This is a genomic window from Kitasatospora sp. NPDC086791 (genome assembly GCF_040685975.1).
In the GTDB taxonomy this organism is placed as follows: Bacteria; Actinomycetota; Actinomycetes; order Streptomycetales; family Streptomycetaceae; genus Kitasatospora.
In genome coordinates this window covers 1-21,806 of record NZ_JBFBOC010000009.1, presented here as the reverse complement: position 1 = coordinate 21,806, position 21,806 = coordinate 1, and the positions used below count along the sequence as shown (strand labels likewise).

Below are 21,806 nucleotides of genomic sequence, written 5' to 3'. Positions count from 1 at the left end.
ACGGCCCCTGAGCCTGCCGGGGCTTCTTCATGCCCGCAGACGGGCGTACGGCGCCAGGAAGTCTCTGCGCTCTCTAGAAGTTGAGAATCCGGCGAAATGATGCCGGGCTGAGCTCGTTACGCCTGGATTCACTGGCGTATCACCGAATATCACGGGGGTGTCGCGATCAATACTCTGAAATTTGCCGAACTGCTCAGCGCCCTAACACGCGCCGAAGAGGCTGCGTGGACCATGGAGGTCGACAACAAGTGGGCCGATGTACACAAGCTCATTGCCCATGCCCTCAGGCTCGCTGAGGCCATGCGGGCGGGTGAACCCTGTGCGGGGCCAGAGTGCGCCTACGCGGTCGCCTACAGCGGCAGAGGACGGCCCGCCCGCTACTGCTCGAAGCGATGCCGGGACCGAGCTGCCTACCGAGCGGCCAAGCAGCGGAAGCGGATGGCCGGCACTCCTGATGACGAACTGACGATTTGATGCCTGTTTTGGTTTGACATAAGAAACCTATAGGCAAACCAGATCGAGCGCCAAACCATCAAACCGTCAGGGGAAGTCCTTGCGCTCTAGTGCTGATGACAACAGCACGTCTGCGCTGTGTCACTTTCAGGCGCATGGCAGTGCGCCTTCCCGATCTCAAGCCCGGACTTTTGCCAACGACGCTGCTGCCACAGCGGGCAAGAGTCTGGGTTTTCTCTATTGCTTGGGAGGAGGCCCATGAGTCGCGCGCTGCCGCATGGCACGGGCATCCAGAGGCGGACGGCTCCGTCTGATGTTTCTATCCGTAGCGCCGGGGGCGTCAACACGATCAGCGGGTATGCCGTTCGGTTCAACGAGCTGAGCCACGATCTGGGCGGCTTTCGAGAGTGGATCTCCCCGAACGCGTGGAATCCGGTAGCGGACCGAGGCGACGTGCTCGCCACGTTCAACCACAACGTGGATCACGTACTTGGTCGGCGTAGTTCAGGAACACTCCGGCTCGCTGTAGATACGTCGGGGATTCGCTATGAGATCGACGTTCCGAACACGCGGGCCGGCCAAGACGTCGCGGAACTGATCAGGCGTGGCGACGTGATCGGCAGCTCGTTCACCTTCCGAGTCAACCCGGGCGGGCAAGAGCGGGCCAGCGACGACGACCCCGAGACCAGTCTTCCGGTCCGCGTGATTACGTCGATGACCGTCTATGAGCTTGGCCCGGTAACCAACCCGGCCTACCCGACGACAACCGCAAGCGCCCGTTCCCTGAACGCCGTCTACCCGATTGAGAGTGAGTCCCGCATGATCGACGCGCCTATCCGAACGGCTGACGGCTTCCTGCCCGTGAACCGGCGCACCATCCCGAACGAAGCGGCGTGGACGGCCACGGAATCGGCCGCACTGTGGGTCAACATGATCGGCCCGAAGTCCCGCTTCCTCGCGAACATCCCGGCGTCGAACAAGCTGCCCATGCGCACGGGTTCGATGATGCTCCCGGCGATCAAGACCGCCGACGGCGGATACGTCGGCGCCAACGCTCCCATCCCGGAGCCGGGTACGGACCTGCCCTCCCGAACCTGCTGGGCGGCCAAGTTCGGCGCAGTGGAGCGGGCATCGTCCGAAGTCCTCCAGGATGCCCGCCCGGATCTCGTCGCCGGGATCAACCAGTCTCTTGCTTTCGCCATGGCGCGCGGGATTGACAAGGGGCTGTTCAACGGTGCCGGACCGACCGACCCGAACGATCCCCGGCGGGTCATCGGACTGCTGGCTCAGGGCGTCACGAAGAACGTCGCCCCGTCCGTTGCCGAGATCAGCTCTGCGCTTGAGCGCATGGAAGACTCCGGCGCTGAGGCCACGGTTCTGTGGGTTGATCCGGTAGCCGCCAAAGCACTCCGCGCGGAGATCCCTGCCGCCCAGTGGACGGAGGGAATCTACGGGCTGATCCCGGTCGTCTCCCAGCACCTCCCCGCCAACACGGCTGTGGTGGCGGACAGTTCGCGGATCTTTGTCGGGCTGCACAGCGACATCTCCATCACGGTATCCCGGACCGCTCCGGAGGCGTTCGCGCAGGATCGGGCGCTGTTCCGCGCACTCGCCCGGGTGGCTGGCGTCTGGGTGCAGGAAGCCGGGTCGGTACAGATCGTGAGCGCCACGCTCCCGAACAAGACCCCCGACCTTCGGACGTTCGCCGACCAGCCGGAGCGGGACCTGAACTCTCCCGAGATGCTCACTGCCCAGGCCGCGCAGCATTCACAGGAGATGGTCGGCCGCCAGGCAGACCCGAGCAAGCGCTTCACGGTGTCGGCACCGCAGCTCTCGGACGACGAAGCCCAGCAGCTCCGCGACCGCCTGCGGCGGGCACGGGCCCAGCAGTGATCACGGCTATCAGAGGTAGGGGGGTGTCGAGGAAGTGGGAGCGCTGAGGAAGGGGGCGGCTCGTCTTGCCAGTCTGTGGCGGTGGCGCGGTCGGCCGCCGCACCACGAGCCGTTGCTGACCGAGCTCGCTGCGCGCATGGCGGAGATCGGGCTCAGGAACGTGCCGCTTCGGTGTGAGCGGTGCGACGGCAAGGGCCATGTTGCCGCCGTCGTTTTGGCTTGGACGAAGCCGATCCACATGGGCGGAAGGCGCGAGCACAGCAACGTTCACGCGTCGTGCCTCGGATGCTGGCGCGACACGGGCCGGACCGACGGCTTGCCTGTACTTGAAGGCGCGAGGCTTCACCAGCTCCGAGCACCAAAGTCAGACGCTGTGATCATCTGCTTGTGATGCCCGACGCCCCAGCTGCCGGGCGGGGAGGGCACGACGAAAGTTCACGGCCCGTGGCCGCTGGCGATCCCGGCCCCAGCTCGAAACACGCACCCTGGGTGTGATGCCATTTTCATGCCCCCCATGAGTCAACTCTCTTGCATCTCAGACTAGTTGGCAAATCAAGCCCGCGAGAAAGACTACCTGTAAGCGGTCTTAGCTGCCTGATCAGGGCGGGCAAGGTTCCCCAAACAGCAAAGAGACCCCAGCGGATTCCCGCTGGGGTCTTTCTGCGTTCTGGGTCAACCTACGGCGTGTACTCGTAGCCGATGGTGAACCGGGGAGGCAGGCAAGCCTCCGTGTACTCGATCAGCCCTTCGTCGTCCGACCAGCGGTGGACGAGAGCCAGGATCGAGCTGCCAACCGGTACCGCCAAGGCGGCGGCTTCGCGCTGGTCTGCCGTGCGCGCGTGCATGTCGTCGCGTGCCGCTGTGATGGTTCGGCCAGTGGCTTCGAGGACGCGCGCCGTGATTCCGTCGTTCCGCCCCGGAGCCGTGTTGAGCAAGTCGGGCACCAGCGCGGCGAAGTGCGCGGGGTACCAAGACACCGCGAAGAGGGTTCGAGACTTGCCGCGCCCAGCGATGTACTCGCGGCGCACCAGCTGGGCGCCGTGCTCCAGGTCGAAGAGATCCGCGACGTAGAGCGGCGGGATGACGAGTTCGGCAGCCGTTACGCGACTGGTCTCGCCCTCCATGAGGCTGGACTGAACCCTCTGCACCCGGGCAAGACGGTCCCGACTGCTGGCGCTCACGCGTGGATCATCCGCGACGAATGTTCCACGCGGTGAAGTGCGGAGATAGCCCTCCACCTGTAGGTGCTGAAGTGACCGGCTGACCGTGGCCACGGCGACGTTCCAGCGGCCGGCGATCTCCTTGTTGCTGGGCAGCTTCGCGCCCGGCTCCAGCTCCCCTGACAGGATTCGCTGGCGGTAGTGGTCTGCGATCACAGACCACGTTTTCGGCGTCTTGCTCGGCATGTTCGCTCGCTTCCGCTCGGTGGGCGACCCCTGTTTGAGCAGACTAGTTCACTCGCAACCGTAGCGGCTGAACTAGGCCACTCTTCATTCTGGACTAGTTCACTGACCGGCCGTCATTAGATTGGGCGGTCCGGATCTGGCCCGAGGGAGCAGGCATGCAGGTCATCGCGGGAAACTGCCCGTGCGGCACGGTGATCAACGGCACCGTGGGTGCCGACGGCATCAGCACGTGGCAGTGCGAGTGCAGGAGGTTCGGCTTTCTGCTCCCGCTGGACTACGCGCTGACGCACCCAGACGAGCCCGCCGTTCAGGTCTGCGGTCGGAAGCGTCCCCGCGTCACCGCCACCCCGGTGGTCGCGTGATCGGTCGGTCCCGTCGACGGCTGTGGCTTAGTCGGATTACCCACCCGGTGGCCACAGCTCAGATGCTCTGGGGTCTCAAGATTCAATTCACTTGGCCAGTAACGATGTTCAGCCCGCGTCGACGACAGATCGTTCGCGATGAGCGGGCCTACGTCCAGCGTCTGGCGCTGCGTGCGGAACTCGACCGGTGGCGCCTGGGACTCCCCCGCACTCCCGAGTGACGCCTTCAGACTCCCGTACCTCCGCCCACCGTGGTGACGACCTGGGCGGGCGTCCCGGTGCGGGGAACCGGTGGTCCCGTCCGTGCATGCCCCCCGTCGTGGATGGGCGGGACCACCTCTCCAGACCACTCTTCTGGGCGCTGGCCGGCGCCTGGAATCACACAACTGCCCACGAGGAACGATGTTGCTGCCCAAGTCCAGTACGCCCGTGACGGGCGGCATGCTCTCCGGTGGCGGTCCTGTCGACCGCATGTGGCGTGCCGAATTTCGGTTCAAGGGACAGCCGGGCGTGCCCGCTACAAATGGCTTGCCCGGAATCGCAGGCACGGCCGACACGCGCGGGTGGTTGTCGTGCGACAGCTTCGAACGTCTGGCTGCCCAGTTGATCGCGACGGCCGCCCGGCAGTGGTGGGACCTCGAACCCCCGCGCGAAATGATCGACTTCGGGGAAGTCCTGCTTCGACATGGGCGGCAGATCGCAGAGCGGCAGCGGCGGTGGACATACGCGACGGGTGCTCATCACGAGTGGGCGGACGTCACGGTGACCTATCACCCGATCGGGGGGTAGTCGGGTGTCCCCCCACGGTTCCGGACCCGTGGTCCTCTCGGCTGGACTTGTCACGGTGGCCAACACGGGGCGCTGCGAATGCCCCCAACCGGACACCTGCGTTCTCCGCCTTCAACTTCCCGGGCTACAAGGCGTGTTCGTGGACGGATTCGGACGTCGCTGGACGGTGCTCGGGCGGGATCAATTTGCTGACCCAACGACGGGCCAGATCCGCGCGACGGCCGTGCTGATCCGGCATGTCGAAGACGGCAGTCCGAAGTACAAGACGATTCGATGCGCGGGCCCGCCGGCCGTCGAGAACCAGTACGAAGCGAACCGCCTTGGGCGCCCGCCCCGACAGCCGTTCGAACTGGCCAAGCCCGTGAGCGGCTACGCGGTTCGGGCGGACCACAAGCCCCCGCCCCGGCCGGTCATCCCTGGCAGGCAGCCAGCCGGAGCGGGTTCCGCAACACCGCACGCCCCGGACACCAACCGGTGCCCGGAACTCCGCACGATGTGAGGAGACACCAGTATGACCACGCCCGAGCGTCCGCCCGGCCCCGTCGGTCCCGACGTCCGCAACCTGCTCACCCCGGCGCAGTTCGACGGAGCTGTCTTCACTGTCCTGGACAACAACCCGGGCATGGCCGCCGACACCGCCGAGCGCATCGTTACCGAAGCGCTCAAGTTCGTCGTCGCCGCCCGCACGTTCCCTGCCGTGCGCATCACGCCGTCCAACGTCGTGGACGAGGGGTGGCACGCGCTCATTCTGCACACCCGCGTTTACGCCGAGCTGTGCGACAAGATCGGTGGGTTCGTCCACCACTACCCCGAGCGCCCCGACCCGACGCGTCACGACGCGGACGCGCTCAGCCGGACCGTAGCGCTCATCGAGGAAGCCGGGTACACCCCGGACTACGAGCTGTGGACCGGCCCGACCCGCGCACTGGTGGCCGTGGCCGCGAACTGCTCCCACACCCCCGTGCCCGGCGGGTGCGGACCGATCAACCCCGGAGCGTGCGCTTCGCACTGCAACGGCGGTGGCGGAGGTGGGGGCGGCGAAGCCCACTAGCCTGGGCCCACCGAACGCGAAAGGGCGGGACGCATGGATGAGAGCGAAGCCCAGCAAGTGGCCAACACCCTTCGGCAGCTAGGAATTCGGGGAATCGTCTCTCCCGAAGACCACGACAACCCGGACGGGCGTTGGAGGGTGTACGACAGCGCCGATGCTGCTACCCGGCGGGACATCACCGACGAAGCACTGACAGTCATCGAGGGTCGGTCCCGGCAGGCCGGTCCGGCGCGAGGATTCGTCGTCCCGAAGTCCCGCTGAATCATCCCTCGAAACGGCCCCGTCCGGGTTCGCCTGGGCGGGGCTACTCCTTTGTTCGATCCTTCACGTAGCTGCCGCGCCGGGGCACCGTGAAGGCGTACCCCTCGCGCCTGAGGTAGGCGATTGCATTCCGGGCCGTGTTCCTGGCGACGCCGTACCGCTGGACAAGATCAGATTCGGACGGCACCGGGCGCCCGACTGCGAGAGAGCCGTTCTCAATATCCCTGATCAGGTCCGCCGCAATCTGCCTGTAGGGCGGATCGGGGGACTCATAGTCGATCACGGAGGAAGCCATAGGAAGAAGCCTAGACAAGCCTGGCCGTCGCGCCATAGCCATGGATGAGCCTGATCAAGGGTAGACGTACCTATACAAGCAGGGTACTTTCAATGCAACAAAAGCCCCGGCGGCGGTTGCACCCGCCCCGGGGATTGGCCGAAGCCGTGGAGGGCTCCGACGTGACCGACCTTATCGTTCTCGCGTTCCTATGGGCGTTGCGCCTACTGCTGCCGGCTCAGGGCCAGCACCGCGCCCCCGACACCCAGGCGCCCCAACCGCGCGTCATCTGCGGGTGGCGACGCCCCTTCGGCGCCCATCTGCTGGTTCGCACCATGCCCGTTCCTGAGCCGTCCCGGCTCGTCCCCTTGTACCTCGAAGCGTGGGAACAGGCCCCCGACGACGAGAAGACGGCTGTACTGGCGCGGCAGGCGGAAGAGCAGGCGGAACGCTGGGAGCAGACCCGGCGACGGGCAGCAGCGTTCGCGGCGCAGCTCGATCTGCCCGACCCCTCACACTGGCTCGACAGCATCACAACCGGTGTCCCTCACACCCTCGCTGGGGCGGTGGCGTGATGACCCTCGCCGCTACCGAGAAGCCGACTTGCGGCGCCCGTCGCCCCGGATGGGAGCACGGTCCTGCCATCGGGATCAACCGCATCCCGTGCGTGCGTGACCCGTTCCACCCTGGCGACCACGCGAACGCCTTTGGGCAGTGCTGGCCCCGCATTGATCAAGCCCCCGTGCGCCCTTGTCGCCGTTGTGGCGACACCAGCGACAACGTGACCGAAGTGGCTCACGTCGAGGCCGTCAGCGGCCCCGGGTGGCCCATCTTGGCTTGCCCAAGGTGCGCACCGAAGGTCCGCGCACAGCTCGACCAGTAAGACCCTCGCAGCCCCGTCCGGGCCGATCCTGGGCGGGGCGTTCATTCAGCCTCTCTTACTACGGGAAGAGACAGCAGGCGAACGCCTGGCGGCACGGTGCCACCCCGGCGCCCGTCGTCTACTTCTCCCTCCTGGACCACACCCTCCGGGTCTGTGTCGCCGACGAGAGCGACGCGCTCCCCCAGGACCGGACCACCGCCCCCACGGCCGAGTCCGGCAGGGGCCTCCAGCTGGTCTCCGGGCTCACCCACCGCTGGGGCGTCGACCCCCGGAAGCGTGGCAAAACGGTCTGGTACGAGCTGGACCGCGCCGCGTGATCCGCCGACAGCCCATCGCCCCGGACGACCCCCGGATGCTCGACTACTCCGCCCCGCAGATCACCACGCTGCTGGGGGAGTTGCACCGGCGGGGCCTGCAGCACGGGCTCCTGTGGGGCTCCGCCTCGGCCGGGGAGACCACGCTCGACGGGCGACTGCTCGTCGACTTCGCCAACGCGCCCGTGAGCACGCTCCTCAACCTCCTCCACCTCCTCCGCGAACTCGACCGGAACGCGGTGTGGGAGCGGTGAGGTTCCTCGTCGGGGCCGTCCTCCTCGCTCTCCTGGCCCTCGCGATCGCCACCGTGGCCCTCGGCGTCATCGCGACCCTGAGGATGCCGCGCCCGGACGACGGCGAACCGCGCCGGGCACGCGCGGGCGAACCGCGCCGGGCACGCGCGGGCGAACCGCGCCGGGCACGCGCGGGCGAACCGCGCTGAGCACACGCGGGCGAACCGCGCTGAGCACACGCGGGCGAACCGCGCTGAGCACACGCGGGCGAACCGCGCTGAGCACACGCGAAGGCCCTCGCCCGGAAAGGGCGAGGGCCTCGCGGTTCGTCCGACAGGCTCCGGGTCAGCCGCCGGACGGGTTCCGGTTGCCGCCGGCTCCACCTCCACCGAAGCCTCCGCCGCCGAAGCCGCCGGCAGCGCTGCCTTCGACGAGCTGGTTGGCGGTGTAGCCACCGTTGGCGTCGGGGGTGCCGACGACGGTCACGCTCTGGCCGGGCTGCAGGTCGGCGACCTTGCCCTCCTTGTTGAGCTGGACCTTCGTCGCGTCGCCGGTGGTGACCTTGACGGTGTTGCCATTAGAGTCTGTCAGGTACACGACGTTTCCGTCCACAGCTTTCACCGTGCCCCGGGCGAAGCCGGGCTGTCCGCCCTGTCCCTGACCCTGACCAGTGCCCTGACCGGCGCCCTGACCCCTACGACCTGAGCCGTTCTGCCCGGCCCCGCCCTGCCCGCCGCCGGCCTGCCCGTACCCGCCGCCGCCCGCAGCGGGCCGCTGGGCACCGGCGGCCGCCGAGGGCCGGGAGGACTTCCCGTCGGTGGTCCCGTTGTTCTGCTGGTACCAGACCCCGCCCGCGAACGCGCCGGTCGCGATCACGCCGCCCGCCAGCGCGAGGCTGATCCAGGGCAGCTTCCGCCGGGGCGGAGCGGCCAGCTCCCCACTCACGTCGCGGGCGTCCGGCGGGGTGGAGAGCAGGGCGACCTGCTCGGCCGGGGTACTGCTGACCGTGGCGATCTCTTTGCTCATGAGTGGTGTCCTACTCGTGCCGAAGGGCGTCGATCGGCCGCAGCGAGGCGGCCCGGTTGGCGGGGTAGCTGCCGAAGAAGAGCCCGATGGCGACGGCGATGCCGAACGCGCCGAGCACCGACTCGGGGATCACCACCGGCTTGATGCCGACGATGCTGAAGTGCGAACCGACCATGCCGGCCGCCACGCCCAACCCCGCTCCGATCACCGACAGCAGCGTCGACTCGGTCAGGAACTGCCCGAGGATCACCGCGCGCGGGGCGCCGAGCGCCTTGCGGATGCCGATCTCCCGGGTCCGCTCGGTCACCGTCACCAGCATGATGTTGGTGATCCCGATCCCGCCGACCAGCAGCGAGATCGCGGCCACCGCGCCGAGCAGCACGGTGAAGGTCTTCGTCGTGCTCTCCCGCGCCGTGAGCAGCGAGGCCTGGTTGGTGATCCGGAAGTCGGCCTTGGTCGGGTCGGTGATCGCGTGCGCCGCGAGCAGCACCCGGGTGATCTCCGACTGGGCCGCCGTCGTGGTGTCCGCCGAGGCGGCCTGCACCAGGATCTGGTTGATCGCGCCGAACCCGGTGAAGGCGTTCTGCACCGTCGGCAGCGGGGCGATCACCACGTCGTCCGGATCGGTGAAGCCGGTGCCGCCCTTGGCCTGCAGCACGCCGACCACGGTGAACGGGGTGCCGCCGAGGACGATCTGCTTGCCGACCGGGTCCTCGGTGTCGAACAGCTGCCTCGCCGTCGTGGCGCCGAGCACCGCGACCTTGCGCGAGCCGAGCACGTCGTCGTTGGTGAAGTACTCGCCCTTCGCGACCTTCTGGTTGGAGGTCTCGAAGTACGCCGGGTAGGTGCCGACGATCGAGCCCGGGCTGTACGAGATGTTCCCGTACAGGGCCGTCCCGCTGGTCGTGACGACCGGGGCGACCGACTTGACCGCGGCCGGGTCGGCGTCGCCGGCCAGCGCCTTGGCGTCGGCGACCGTCAGCTTCTTCACCGAGGAGGCCGCCCGCGCGCCGCCGGCCGCCGAACCGGAGCTGACGGTGAGCGAGTTGGTGCCGAGCGAGGTGATCGAGTCCTTGACCGCGACCGACGAGCCGTTGCCGACCGCCAGCAGCAGGATGACCGAGGCGACACCGATCAGCACGCCGAGCATGGTGAGCGCCGAGCGCACCTTGTTGGCGGCGAGGCCGCCGACCGCGAAGCGGAGTGTCTGCCAGAGGATCACGCGGGCACTCCCAGGTCACGAAGGGCAGGTGGCGGCCCCTCCACCGGGGCCTGCCGGACGTCGCTCACGATCTGCCCGTCGACCAGTCGCAGCACCCGCTTGGCGTGCCGCGCGACCTCGTCCTCGTGGGTGATCAGCACGACCGTGCGGCCGGTGGCGTTGAGCCCGTCGATCAGGGCCAGCACCTCCTCCGTGGACCGGCTGTCGAGGTTGCCGGTCGGCTCGTCGGCGAGCAGCATCGCCGGGGCGGTGACCAGTGCCCGCGCCACCGCGACGCGCTGCTGCTGGCCGCCGGAGAGCTGGTTGGGCTTGTGCCCGGACCGCTCGCCGAGGCCGACCAGGGAGAGCGCGGCCAGCGCCCGGCGGCGCCGCTCGGCGGCCCGCACGCCCGCGTAGGCGAGCGGCAGTTCGACCTGGGCGAGGGCGGTGGTGCGCGGGATCAGGTTGAAGGACTGGAAGACGAAGCCGATCTTGCGGTTGCGCACCAGCGAGAGCTGCTGCTCGTCCAGGTGGCCGACGTCGACGCCGTCCAGCAGGTAGCGGCCGGCGGTCGGGACGTCGAGGCAGCCGAGGATGTTCATCAGGGTGGACTTGCCGGAGCCCGAACTGCCCATCACGGCGACGAAGTCGCCCTGCTCGATGTCCAGGCTGACGCCCTGGGGCTCGCCGGTCTCCGGATCGTCCGGTCCGCGCAGCGCGTGCACGGTGGCGTCGCCGTGCCCGTACGCCTTGGTGAGCCGGCGGATCCGGATCACCGGCACGGGCGTCGCGGGGACGCGCTTGTCGATGACGTGACGCATGCTCAGCCCCGACCGCCCCGGCCGCCGCCCGCGCCGCCGCCACCACCGGCACCGCCACCGCCCGTACCGCCGGGGAAGACCCCGCCGCCCGCGCCGTTGCCGCCCCGGCCGTTGCCGGCGCCCGGGAAGGAGCCGTTCGGGAAGCCGTTCCCGGCGCTGGTGGTGGGGAGTTCGACCTTGTCGCCCTCCTTCAGCCCCGACACCACCTGCACCGTGCTGTCGCCCTCGACGCCGACCCCGACGGTGACCCGCTCGGAGCTGCCGTCCTCGTGCAGCACGGTCGCGGTCCGGGAGGCGCCGGTGCCCGACAGGGCGGAGGTGGGCAGCGAGAGCGCGTTGTCGGCCTCGCCGGTGATCACCTGGACGGTGGCGCTGAGGCCGGTGCGCAGCGTGCTGGTGTCGCCGGTCAGCTGCAGCGTGGCCGCGTACTGGACCGCGGAGGAGCCGGCCGCGCCGCCGGAGCCGCTGCCGCTGGGCAGCGAACTGACCGACAGGACGGTCGCGTTGAGCTTGGTGTCGGCCTGCGCGTTCAGCGCGACGGTGGCCGCCTCGCCCTTCTTCAGCTTGAGCGAGTCGAGCTCGGAGAAGTTCGCGGTGACCTGCATCCCGGTCGGGTTGGTGAGCACGATGAAGCCGCTCGGCGTGCCCGAACCGGTGCTGGTGCCGGACGACTTGCCGGCGGCGGAGGTGCCGGAGCCGGTGGAGCCGGAGGCGGTCGCCCCGACGGTGTCGCCGACCTTGTTCGAGATCGAGGCGACCGTACCGTCCACCGTGGCGGTCAGGGTGGTGCCGGCCAGCGCCGCCTGGGCGTTGGACAGGTTGGTCTGCGCGGTGGCGACCTGCTGCTGGGCCTGGGCCACGGCCGCGTCGTCGACCTTGGTGGTGGTGATGGTGGTGGTCTGCGGGGCGGGCGTACTGCTCCCACCCGCCCCGCGTCCGCCACCGGCACTGCCCGCTGCCCCGCTCGTGGCGCCGGGCAGCGGCTCGGTGGTCGTGGTGGTGACCCCGGCCTGCGCCTTGGTGAGGTTGGCGTTGGCCGTGGTGAGGGCCACCCGGGCCGCGTCCACCTGCTGCTGGGCCGCCGTGGTGTCGACGGTGGCGAGCACCTGGCCCTTCTTGACGGCGTCCCCGACCGCGACCTTGACCGCGGTGAGCCGGCCGCCGGTGGAGAAATCCTGCGCCGCGTCGGTGGGAGACACCAGGGTGCCGGTTCCGGACACGGTGGCCAGGACCGTTCCCTTGGCGACCGTCGCCGTACGGGTCGTGGGCTTGGCCGAGGCCGGGCCGGAGCTTCCGCTGACCGTGGAGTACACCAGGGCCACGCCGCCCAGCAGAGCCACGCCCAGCGCGGAGTTGACGAGGACGGCACCGCGCCGCCGTGGGAGCACCTTCATGCCGGACAGCTTCGCGGGGAGCTCTTGCGTCGCCCTGGGCGCGAGCTGGGAGAAGACTGACCGGCCGGATCCGGGCATTCCGGACAGAACGTCCGGCTCGCGCGGCCCGCTTGGGCGCTCCGTGGCCAACCGTTGGCCGAACTCCCAGCAGGCTCCCAGCGATCCACAGCCATCCGGGAGCGAGCCGGGAACGAACGGACGACCGCGGAGCGGACACCGGAAGGACCGCGCGGGAACGGAACGGGAACGAGGGCAGGAACGCCGCAGGGGCGCGCCGTCGACCGGCGCGCCCCTGCGAGGACGGGCAGCTCGTCCTACGAGCAGCCCGTCCTACGAGCAGCCCGGGAACGCCAGAACGTTCAGAGCGTTCAGAGCGTCTTGCGGAACGCCTCCGCCACCGCCAGGAAGATCGAGTTGCCCTCGGTCTCCCCGATCGACACCCGCACGCCCTCCGGGAACGGCCGCACCATCACGCCGGCCTCGGTGCACGCCGCGGCGAACTCCGCCGAGCGCTCGCCGAGCCCGAGCCAGACGAAGTTGGCCTGCGAGTCCGGGATCTCCCAGCCCTGCGCGCGCAGCCCGGCGACCACCCGGTTGCGCTCCTCGACCAGCGCGTCGACCCGCTCCAGCAGCGCCTCCTCGGCGCGCAGCGAGGCGACGGCGGCGTTCTGGGCGAGCTGGTTCACGCCGAACGGGACGGCGGTCTTGCGCAGCGCGGCCGCGACCGGCTCGTGGGCGACGGCGAAGCCGACCCGCATGCCCGCCAGGCCGTACGCCTTGGAGAAGGTGCGCAGGACGCAGACGTTGGGGCGGTCGCGGTAGAGGTCGATGCCGTTGGGCACCTCGGCGTCGCGGATGAACTCGATGTAGGCCTCGTCCACGACCACCAGGACGTCGCCGGGGACGGCGTCCAGGAAGCGCTCCAGCTCGGCGCGGTGGATCACGTTGCCGGTGGGGTTGTTGGGGTTGCAGACGAAGATCAGCCGGGTGTTCGGGGTGATCGCGGCGAGCATCGCGTCCAGGTCGTGGTCGCCGGTCGCGGTGATCGGCACCGGGACGGGCGTGGCGCCGGCGATCTGGGTGATGATCGGGTAGGCCTCGAAGGAGCGCCAGGCGAAGATCACCTCGTCGCCCGGGCCGGCCGTGGCGAGGATCAGCGACTGGGCGACGCCGACCGAGCCGGTGCCGGTGGCGATGTGCTCGGCGGGCACGCCGAAGCGCTCGGCGAGCACCCCGGTCAGCTCGCTGACGCCCATGTCCGGGTAGCGGTTGAGCGAGCCGGCCGCCTTGACCGCCGCCTCCAGCACACCGGGCAGCGGGTCGTAGGGGTTCTCGTTCGAGGACAGCTTGTAGGCGTCGGCGCCGGCCGGCTTGCCGGGCTTGTAGGTGGGGATGCCGTCCAGGGTCGGCCGCAGCCGCGGGCCCTGCGCTGACGTACCACTGCTCACGGTCGTACTCCGTTTCCAGAAGTTGCACAACTGTCCGGTGCGCGCGCCCGCCACGGACGGGTTCACCCTCCGTGCCCGGGACCTCCTGACGCGCCCGGACCACCCCGGTCGGGTGCCTTGCACGATACCGAGCGCCCTCACCCGTAGGAGTGAGATGCCCGGACGGGTTACAGGCGGAGATCAGCCATTCTGCCCGGTTCCTTTGGCACATGTCAGAGGTAAGAAGCCAGGTTTCGGGCGGGTATCGAAGGAGCGCACCCCGGCTCACTCGTGGAGAAACGTATCTTCGAAGGCTCCCGATGCGCCGGTCACAGACCCTTGTCAGGAGCCATACGATCGGTCCGCCATGACAGCAGCAGCCAACCAGAGCGGTCGGCGACCCACCACCTCACGGCGCCTGGAGCGGGCCGGCATCCGGGATGTGGCGGCAGCCGCCGGAGTGTCGATCACCACCGTCTCCGACGCGCTGAACGGTAAGGGGCGCCTGCCCGACGAGACCCGCAGCCGGGTGCGCGAAGTCGCCGAGCGCCTCGGCTACCGCCCCTCGGCGGCGGCCCGCACCCTGCGCACCGGACGGTCCGGCCTGATCGGGCTGACCGTCACGACCTACGGAGAAGAACCCTTCACCTTCACCGAGTTCGCGTACTTCGCCGAAATGGCCCGGGCCGCCACCAGCGCCGCGCTCGGCCGCGGCTACGCGCTGGTGGTGCTGCCCGCCTCCTCGCGCCACGACGTCTGGGGCAACATCGCCCTGGACGGCACCGTGGTCATCGACCCGCCCGACCAGGACCCGCTGGTGAGCGAGCTGTACCGGTCCGGCGTCCCGGTGGTCAGCGACGGCAAACCGGGCAACTGCCCGGTCACCGCCTGGGTCGACAACGACCACGAGGCCGCCGTGCTCGGCATCCTCGACCACCTCTCCGAAGCCGGCGCCCGCCGGATCGGCCTCCTCACCGGCACCAGCACCGACACCTACACCCGGCTCTCCACCGAGGCCTACCTCGGCTGGTGCACCAAGGTCGGGCAGGAACCGGTGTACGAGACCTACCCGGCGCACGACCCGGCGGCCGGCGCGGTCGCCGCCGACCGGCTGCTCGCCCGCCCCGACCGGCCGGACGCCGTCTACGGACTGTTCGACCCCAACGGGACCGACCTGCTCGCCGCCGCCCGCCGGTACGGCCTGCGGGTACCGGACGACCTGCTCCTGGTCTGCTGCAGCGAGAGCGACGTCTACGCGGCCACCGAACCGCCGATCACCACGCTCTCGCTCAAGCCGCGCAAGATCGGCACCACCGTGGTCAACCTGCTCATCGACGCCATCGAGGGCGTGGACTCCGGGACGGGCGTGGACATCGCGCGGCTCTTCCCGCCCCGTTTCCGCACCGCCGGCACCGGACCGCCGCCGGGCACCCTGATGCCGACCGAGCTGATCGTCCGCGCGTCCTCCCAGCGCCGGAGTCCGCGCACCACCGTCAGCCCGCCCCGCCTCCCGGGTGAGGTCTAGACCGATGGCGGGGCCCGGCGGCGCCGGCCGGTGACACCGACCGGCGTCGACGGGGGCGTCCACCGAGGTGACGGGGCGTCGGCCAAGACCCCCGATCGGCCCCCGGTCGGCCCCGGTCGGCCCCGGTCGAGGACGCCGATCACCCCCTGGTCCGGACCTCGACCGGACACCGACCGCAGCCGGGCGAGCACGAAAGCCGCCCGACCAGAGCCGACGAGACCATACCGAGCCAGGGCAAAACGGACCACGCAGGGCCCGCCCGGCTGACGCTCCGGAGGATTGGATGCCCACCAGGTGACGACGGCGGGAGAGTGGTCTTCCTATGATGGGCGAATGACACCCGAGGACCGCTTCCCCGGGCCCGAGCACCCCCACCCGGGCCCCCGCCACCAGCCGGACCTCGATGTGCTGCCGTACGGCACCTATTACGAACCCGAGCCCGTCCAGGGCTACCCGGGCACCCCCTACGACGCCGAGACGTACAGCGGCTACGGCGGCGCCCGCTACCTGGAACAGCACTGGCACACCGACGGCCAGGGCCACACCGTGCACGCCCAGGGCCACAGCGGGGGCAACGCCCAGGACCAGGCACCGGCGTTCTCCCACCAGAACCACCAGGACCACCAGGACCACCAGGGATACGACGAGCGGGAACACCCGGCCTACGACGGCCAGGAGCACGGGACGTACGAGGGCCAGGAGCACGCGGCCTACGACGACACCAGCGGCTACGACGACCGCGCCGGCTACGAGCCGACCCTCCCCGACCAGCCCTCCCCGGCCCTCCAGCTCGACGGCCGCGACGACCCGCCGACCATCGAGCTCGGCCCGCCGCTGCCCGACCCGGCCGCCCCGACCTACCCGTACCCGGCTCCCGGCCCGGGCGAGCCGCCCGGCCCGGTCTACGTCGTCGGCGACGTGCACGGCTACCTGGAGGAGCTGCGCGCCGAACTGCACCACCAGGGCCTGATCGACGCCGACGGCCACTGGTCGGCCGGCCGCGCCCGGATCTGGTTCCTCGGCGACTTCACCGACCGCGGCCCCGACGGCATCGGCGTCATCGACCTGGTCATGCAGCTCGCCGCCGAGGCCGCCGCGGCCGGCGGCTACTGCCGCGCCCTGATGGGCAATCACGAACTGCTCTTCCTCGGCGCCGCCCGGTACGGCGACGAGCCGGTCCAGTCCACCGCCGGCACCGCCTCCTTCCTGGCCGCCTGGCGGCTCAACGGCGGCCAGCAGACCGACCTGGACCGCCTGGAGGGGCACCACATCAGCTGGCTGTCCCGGCTCCCCGCCATCGCGCTGGAGGACGACCACCTGCTGCTGCACTCCGACACCACCGCGTACCTGGAGTACGGCGAGTCCATCCCCGACGTCAACGACGCCGTGCACGGGCTGCTCGCCGACGGCACGGTGGACGAGTGGTGGGACTGCTTCCGCCGCTTCACCAAGCGCTTCGCCTTCCGCGGCGACGCCGGACCGATGGCCGTCCACGAGCTGCTGGACACCTACGGCGGCCGCCGGATCGTGCACGGGCACAGCCCGATCCCGTACCTCACCGGCGCGGTGCACGCGGACGACGGCCAGCCGCCGCACATCCCCGGCCCGTACGTGTACGCGGACGAACTCGCGGTGGCGATGGACGGCGGCGTGACCATGGAGGGGCGGCTGCTGGTCGCCCGACTGCCCATCAACTAGCGCCCCGGACAAGAGCTCCGGACAAAAGCCTCGGACAGTCCGGGTCGAACACCCGTTCCCGGCGCCCGGGCCGTCGCACGCGCGCAGCCCGGGGCGCGAAATTCCGGAAACCGACTGTCAGCCCGGGCGCCCCCGCCCCTACCATGAGGCACACCACACCCGGCCGCCCGTCCGGCGGCCCGCCTCCGCGCCCGTTTCGGCGTCCTGAGGGCGCCCGCGCCCCCGGGGCGGAGCGAACCGGGGGCGCACGAACGGGGTCCCCCATGTCCAACCCCCCGCCGTTGCTCGCCGAGGACCGCCCGGAGTACGAGCGCCTCCTCGCCGAAGCCCTGCGCGACCGCACCGTCCTCACCGCCCTGCGCGCCCCGGGCGCGCTCACCACCGACCAGCTGCGCATCCGCGCGCTGCGCGACGCCGACGGCGTCAACGCCGCGGCCACCACCGAGTACGCGCACTACACCCGGCTGCGCGAGAGCCTGCGCGCCATCCCCCCGCCGCCGCCCGGCACCGAGCCCACCGCCCCCGGCCTGCTCACCCAGCTGCGCTCGGCGAACGGCGGCGCCGGGCTCTTCCCGGTCCTCACCGTGCTCACCCCCATCCTGGCCTGGGCCGCCGCCGTCCTCCTGCTGCTGATCGGCTACCTGCTGCGCGCCGCCGACCCGGACCTCGCGCTCGCCCGCTCCCTCGTCACGGCCGGCTGGGTCGCGCTCGCCGCCGGGGTCGCCGCGATGGCCATCGGCATCGTCGGGCTCCTGCTCACCGCCATACGCGACGGCACCGCCGCCGCCCCGGCGGGCACCGACCCCGAGCTCGCCGCCGAACTCGCCGACGCCCGCGCCGCCTGGCGCGCCGCCCTGCGCGACCGCGGCCTGCTCCCCTACCTGCACGCCGCGCTCCCGCCGGTGCCGGGCGCGGCGGCGGGAGCCGGTGGCGGCACTGCGGCGGAGGCCGGCACCGCGGCGGGGCCCGGTGCCGCGGTGAGACCCGACTTCAGCAGCCCGGGCTACACCTCGCCCGCCTTCACCAGCCCCGGCCCGGGCCCCGGAGCCGGAGCCGACGGCGTGACCGACCCCGAGGGCCGTACTTCCCGCCCCGCCGCGTTCACCACCCCGGACTTCACCGGCCCCGGCTACACCCCGCCCGCCTTCACCGGCCCCGACGACGTCGGCTGAACCGCGCCGGGACCCTGAGCCCTGCCCCGGGCACTCCCGCTGCCCCGGCGCCTCCGCCCGGCTCCTTCTGCCCGGCGCCTCCGGGTCAGCCCGTCACCCCGGCGGCGTCCGCCGCCGCGCGGACGAACGCCAACACCCGGCCCGTCGTGTTGCCCTCCCGCCAGACCGGACCGCGTTCGATCGGAGGCGCGTCGTGGATCGGCACGTAGGCGACGTCCGGGCGGGGGTAGTAGCGGCGGGAGTGCTCCCCGACCGGCAGGACACCCCGGCCCATGGCGACCAGGCTGAGCATCTCGGAGAACGTGCCGCCGGACGGGCCCCTGGGCACCGGGCGGCCGGCCGGGGTGTGGTCGGGGGTGCGGTCCCGCTTGAAGGTCACCGAGGTGACGGCCGGGTACTGCACCACCGGGTGGTCGGCCAGCACCTCGATCGACACCGACCGCTCCGCGGCCAGCGGGTGCCCGGCGGCCACCGCGAGAACCCGCTGCTCGGTCAGCAGCACCGGGCCGCGGGCCATGCCGTCGAACGGGTACGAGGCGATCAGCACGTCCACCGAGCCGTCCACCAGGCTCGCCCGGGAGTTGGCGAGCTGGACCTCGCGGACGTCGACCCGGCAGTCGGGGTGCCGCTCGCCGAACAGGGCGACGGCCTTGAGCAGCACCGGCGCCGTCCATTCACCGAGGAACGCGACCCGCAGTTCCCCGGTGACGCCCCGGCCGGCGTCCTCCGCCCGGCGCAGGGCCGCCGCCATCGCCTCCACCACCGGGACCAGATCGTCGGCCAACTGCCGCCCCACCGGGGCGAGTCGGACCGAGCGGCTGGTGCGCTCGAACAACGGGCCGCCGATCCGGCGCTCCAGCTTCTTCACCACCTGGCTGACCCGCCCGGTGCTCAGGTGCAGGCGTTCGGCGGTCCGGCCGAAGTGCAGCTCCTCCGCGAGCGCGAGGAAGACCTCGATCTCCAGCCGTTCCAGCATCCCGCCCCACCCCTCGATCGTTGAATCCTGCTCAACGATCGTACGTTCATCGCGCGTTGATGCCGGATCCGCTCCGGAGGATCGTTGAACCCGTCACCGACCACGTGGAACCGCTCGCGGCAGTGTGGTCCACCTGCGCCACCAGCTGGCCCGATCCCCGACCTCCCCACCCCCCGAAGGACCCGCCATGCGCGTCGTAGCTTTCGACCACCTCGTCCTCAACGTCTCGGACGTCGAGCGCTCCCTCGCCTTCTACACCGGCCCGCTGGGCCTGGAGCCCGTCCGCGTCGACGAGTGGCGCGCCGGCCAGGCGCCCTTCCCGTCCGTCCGCGTCACCCCCGAGACCATCATCGACCTGACCGACCGCCCCCGGCACGAGTCCAACGTCGACCACATCTGCCTCACCGTCGAGCCCCTCGACTGGCAGCAGGTCATCGACTCCGGCACCTTCACCGTCCTCGAAGGCCCCGTCCCCCGCTACGGCGCCCGCGGCACCGCCACCTCCCTCTACGTCCAGGACCCGGACGGCAACACCGTCGAACTCCGCTGGTACCCGCAGGACACCCCCCACTGAGCCCGGGTGCCGCCCCGGCCCCACGGGGGTGGACCGGGGCGGCACCCGTCAGTACGCCGGGACCCGTCCGCACGCGCGCCCATGGGAGGTGGGGTCATCCGTCATGAGGTCCAGCAGCACGCAGTCCGGAAGGCCCGCACCACCGGGGTCGCGCCGCGCAGGCTAAGGGCGGAGCGAGGCGAAGACCTCGATGTCGCACTTCGCCGCCCCGCTGCGCTCGATCCTCGCGTCGCTGGTGATCAGCGGTACGCCGAGGGCTTCCGCCAGGACCACGTACTGGGCGTCGTAGGCACTGAGGTTGGCATGCAGCTTCTTCACCCTGTCCCAGAACGGCAGCGTCTCCCGCTTGGTGATGGGAAGCATCCGGTAGGCGGCGACCGCCCTTTCCACCTCCTGCTCGGTGAGCTTGCCGCCGCGCTGCATGCCGAGCAGGGCCGACTGGATCTCGTAGTCCAGGAGGGTGGGAGCGTGGACGTCCCCCGCCGCGGCCACCCGGCTCCGGATGAGTTCGCCGTCGGGACCGTGGGCCGTGAGGACCAGGACCAGAGCGGAACAGTCGATGACGATCAACGCCCGGCTCGCCCCTCGTCGATGGCAGCGAGGACATCAGCGGTGCCGATGTCGGCTGTGGTCTCCCGGTTCAGCCTGCTCATCATCTCCGCCATCGTGGGCTTGGACACCTCCTTGGCAATCAGGTCCTGCATGAACGCCTGGAGCGACTTGCCGGCCTGGGCGGCGCGGATCTTCAGGGTCTGGATCTGATCGTCCGGGACGTCCCGGATGGTGAGGGCTGTCATATCTGCATTCTAGCTCCAACATCTGCAAAATGCAGATGCCCGCAGTATCGACGCACCCGGGCCCTCGGTGAGCCAAGCAGCGGAGACGACGCCCGTCGGCTTGCGGAAGTCGTCGGCCGTGACGAGGTGCGCGAATCTCCCCGGCAGCGCCGCAGCCTCCTGGTCGGGCACGGCCCCGATGACCCGTACGCCGGTCGAGCCCACCGTTACTTCCGTCTCCTCGCCGCCGCGACGGACAGTACCGGGTCAGGCGGATCAGCCCGCGCACGAGGCCGGGAACACCGATCCGACCACCGTTGCGGCCAAGGGCGTGGCGCTGTCTCGGAACGGCCTTCCGGCTGTCCGGGACAGCGCCACGTGGTCGAGCGTCAGTCCGTCGGCGCGAAGTGGACCCGCTCCGGACGCGCGCCGCCCGTCCCTGCGAGGGCTAGTGCCGGCGGCGAGCTGCGGCCCGTCCGCTACGCCTCACGAGGATGAGGATCGAGCCTCCCAGCACGACGGCGGCCGCCGAGCCGACCGCCATGGCGATCGACGTGCCGGAGCCGGTGGCAGCGAGTGTTTGCCCCGACTCGTGCGGACGCACGGCCGGCACACCCTGTTCGTGACCGCCCTTGCCGTTGCCGTGGTCGGCCGGAACGCTGCCGTGGTTGCCCTGGTCGTTCCCGTGATCACCTTGCTCATGACCGCCGTGACCCTGACCGCCGTGACCCCCTGGAGACTGGGGCGGTCCGGCCGGACCGGCAGGGCCAGCAGGTCCGGCAGGGCCGGGCGGCCCAGCAGGGCCGGGCGAGCCGTTGGCACCGGGCGAGCCGTTGGCGCCAGGCGAGCCGTTGGCACCGGGCGAGCCGTTGGCGCCAGGCGAGCCGTTGGCACCGGGCGAGCCGTTGGCGCCAGGCGAGCCGTTAGCTCCCGGCAATCCGTTGGCACCGGGCAAACCATTAGCACCCGGCGAACCATTGGCACCAGGGGCGCCGGGAGCACCGTTGGGACCAGGTGCCCCCGGAGCGCCCGGTGAGCCCGCCGCACCCGGAGCACCGTTGGGGCCGGGGGCACCCGGAGCACCGGGAGCGCCGTTGGGACCGGGAGCGCCCGGAGCACCAGGCGAACCGTTGGCACCGGGAGCACCCGGAGCACCGTTGGGGCCAGGAGCACCCGGCGAGCCGTTGGCACCGGGAGCGCCGGGAGCACCGGGGGCGCCGGGAGCGCCGTTGGGACCGGGAGCGCCCGGAGCACCAGGCGAACCGTTGGCACCGGGAGCACCCGGAGCACCGTTGGG

At 70.8% G+C, this 21,806-nt stretch carries 21 protein-coding genes; 11 read left to right on the top strand and 10 right to left on the bottom strand.

Translation table 11 applies throughout. The annotated features are described in order from the left end of the window. The first annotated feature begins 711 nt into the window (after positions 1-711). Positions 712-2,346 (top strand): HK97 family phage prohead protease, encoded by a 1,635-nt coding sequence (locus AB0Q99_RS15075; RefSeq protein ID WP_363571737.1) that lies wholly within the window; start codon positions 712-714, stop codon positions 2,344-2,346. Positions 2,347-3,023: 677 nt separating this feature from the next. Here AB0Q99_RS15075 and AB0Q99_RS15070 read toward each other — a convergent pair. Continuing rightward, positions 3,024-3,752, bottom strand: coding sequence for a GntR family transcriptional regulator (locus AB0Q99_RS15070; RefSeq protein WP_363571735.1), 729 nt, complete (start codon positions 3,750-3,752; stop codon positions 3,024-3,026). A 155-nt stretch (positions 3,753-3,907) separates the two neighbouring features. Here AB0Q99_RS15070 and AB0Q99_RS15065 point away from each other — a divergent pair, with 155 nt between their 5' ends. From AB0Q99_RS15065 to AB0Q99_RS15050, 4 genes are all read left to right on the top strand, one after another. Beyond that, complete coding sequence (locus AB0Q99_RS15065) at positions 3,908-4,114, top strand: hypothetical protein (protein WP_363571733.1); 207 nt, start codon at positions 3,908-3,910, stop codon at positions 4,112-4,114. A gap of 402 nt (positions 4,115-4,516) precedes the next feature. Then, the gene (locus AB0Q99_RS15060; RefSeq protein WP_363571731.1) at positions 4,517-4,903 is read left to right on the top strand and encodes a hypothetical protein; all 387 of its coding nucleotides are present in this window, start codon (positions 4,517-4,519) and stop codon (positions 4,901-4,903) included. Positions 4,904-5,414: 511 nt separating this feature from the next. Then, positions 5,415-5,954, top strand: a complete 540-nt coding sequence (locus AB0Q99_RS15055; RefSeq protein ID WP_363571729.1) for a hypothetical protein — start codon at positions 5,415-5,417, stop codon at positions 5,952-5,954. 33 nt (positions 5,955-5,987) lie between these two features. Then, positions 5,988-6,215: a hypothetical protein gene (locus AB0Q99_RS15050; protein WP_363571727.1), complete on the top strand. Its 228-nt coding sequence runs from the start codon at positions 5,988-5,990 to the stop codon at positions 6,213-6,215. A gap of 43 nt (positions 6,216-6,258) precedes the next feature. On the opposite strand, the gene AB0Q99_RS15045 is transcribed toward AB0Q99_RS15050, so the two are convergent. Continuing rightward, positions 6,259-6,510: a winged helix-turn-helix domain-containing protein gene (locus AB0Q99_RS15045; RefSeq protein ID WP_363571725.1), complete on the bottom strand. Its 252-nt coding sequence runs from the start codon at positions 6,508-6,510 to the stop codon at positions 6,259-6,261. Positions 6,511-6,671: 161 nt separating this feature from the next. On the opposite strand from AB0Q99_RS15045, the gene AB0Q99_RS15040 reads away from it, so the two are divergent. Then, entirely contained in the window at positions 6,672-7,064 is a 393-nt protein-coding gene (locus AB0Q99_RS15040; protein WP_363571723.1) for a hypothetical protein, read from the top strand. 621 nt (positions 7,065-7,685) lie between these two features. Continuing rightward, on the top strand, positions 7,686-7,940 hold the full coding sequence (locus AB0Q99_RS15035) for a hypothetical protein (protein ID WP_363571721.1): 255 nt from the start codon (positions 7,686-7,688) through the stop codon (positions 7,938-7,940). Between the two features lie 324 nt (positions 7,941-8,264). Here AB0Q99_RS15035 and AB0Q99_RS15030 read toward each other — a convergent pair whose 3' ends face one another. From AB0Q99_RS15030 to hisC, 5 genes are all read right to left on the bottom strand, one after another. Then, on the bottom strand, positions 8,265-8,945 hold the full coding sequence (locus AB0Q99_RS15030; protein WP_363571719.1) for a hypothetical protein: 681 nt from the start codon (positions 8,943-8,945) through the stop codon (positions 8,265-8,267). A 10-nt stretch (positions 8,946-8,955) separates the two neighbouring features. After that, entirely contained in the window at positions 8,956-10,167 is a 1,212-nt protein-coding gene (locus AB0Q99_RS15025; RefSeq protein ID WP_363571717.1) for an ABC transporter permease, read from the bottom strand. Next, positions 10,164-10,967 (bottom strand): ABC transporter ATP-binding protein, encoded by an 804-nt coding sequence (locus AB0Q99_RS15020; protein WP_363571715.1) that lies wholly within the window; start codon positions 10,965-10,967, stop codon positions 10,164-10,166. Before AB0Q99_RS15020 ends, AB0Q99_RS15025 begins: the two co-directional genes overlap by 4 nt. A 2-nt stretch (positions 10,968-10,969) precedes the next feature. Next, complete coding sequence (locus AB0Q99_RS15015; protein ID WP_363571713.1) at positions 10,970-12,361, bottom strand: biotin/lipoyl-binding protein; 1,392 nt, start codon at positions 12,359-12,361, stop codon at positions 10,970-10,972. Between the two features lie 368 nt (positions 12,362-12,729). Continuing rightward, on the bottom strand, positions 12,730-13,809 hold the full coding sequence (hisC, locus tag AB0Q99_RS15010) for a histidinol-phosphate transaminase (RefSeq protein ID WP_363571711.1): 1,080 nt from the start codon (positions 13,807-13,809) through the stop codon (positions 12,730-12,732). Between the two features lie 346 nt (positions 13,810-14,155). On the opposite strand from hisC, the gene AB0Q99_RS15005 reads away from it, so the two are divergent. The 3 genes from AB0Q99_RS15005 to AB0Q99_RS14995 all read left to right on the top strand — a co-directional run bounded on the left by AB0Q99_RS15005 (position 14,156) and on the right by AB0Q99_RS14995 (position 18,183). After that, the gene (locus tag AB0Q99_RS15005) at positions 14,156-15,313 is read left to right on the top strand and encodes a LacI family DNA-binding transcriptional regulator (RefSeq protein ID WP_363571709.1); all 1,158 of its coding nucleotides are present in this window, start codon (positions 14,156-14,158) and stop codon (positions 15,311-15,313) included. Positions 15,314-15,646: 333 nt separating this feature from the next. Next, positions 15,647-17,011, top strand: coding sequence for a metallophosphoesterase (locus tag AB0Q99_RS15000; RefSeq protein ID WP_363571707.1), 1,365 nt, complete (start codon positions 15,647-15,649; stop codon positions 17,009-17,011). Positions 17,012-17,274: 263 nt separating this feature from the next. Beyond that, the gene (locus AB0Q99_RS14995; RefSeq protein WP_363571705.1) at positions 17,275-18,183 is read left to right on the top strand and encodes a hypothetical protein; all 909 of its coding nucleotides are present in this window, start codon (positions 17,275-17,277) and stop codon (positions 18,181-18,183) included. Between the two features lie 85 nt (positions 18,184-18,268). Here AB0Q99_RS14995 and AB0Q99_RS14990 read toward each other — a convergent pair whose 3' ends face one another. Further along, the gene (locus AB0Q99_RS14990) at positions 18,269-19,159 is read right to left on the bottom strand and encodes a LysR family transcriptional regulator (protein ID WP_363571703.1); all 891 of its coding nucleotides are present in this window, start codon (positions 19,157-19,159) and stop codon (positions 18,269-18,271) included. Positions 19,160-19,346: 187 nt separating this feature from the next. Here AB0Q99_RS14990 and AB0Q99_RS14985 point away from each other — a divergent pair, with 187 nt between their 5' ends. Beyond that, complete coding sequence (locus AB0Q99_RS14985; RefSeq protein WP_363571701.1) at positions 19,347-19,733, top strand: VOC family protein; 387 nt, start codon at positions 19,347-19,349, stop codon at positions 19,731-19,733. A gap of 162 nt (positions 19,734-19,895) precedes the next feature. On the opposite strand, the gene AB0Q99_RS14980 is transcribed toward AB0Q99_RS14985, so the two are convergent. Continuing rightward, positions 19,896-20,303 carry a type II toxin-antitoxin system VapC family toxin gene (locus AB0Q99_RS14980; RefSeq protein WP_363571699.1) on the bottom strand — a complete coding sequence of 136 codons (408 nt, stop codon included), beginning with the start codon at positions 20,301-20,303 and terminating at the stop codon, positions 19,896-19,898. Next, entirely contained in the window at positions 20,300-20,530 is a 231-nt protein-coding gene (locus AB0Q99_RS14975; protein ID WP_363571697.1) for an antitoxin, read from the bottom strand. Before AB0Q99_RS14975 ends, AB0Q99_RS14980 begins: the two co-directional genes overlap by 4 nt. Positions 20,531-21,806: the final 1,276 nt, after the last annotated feature.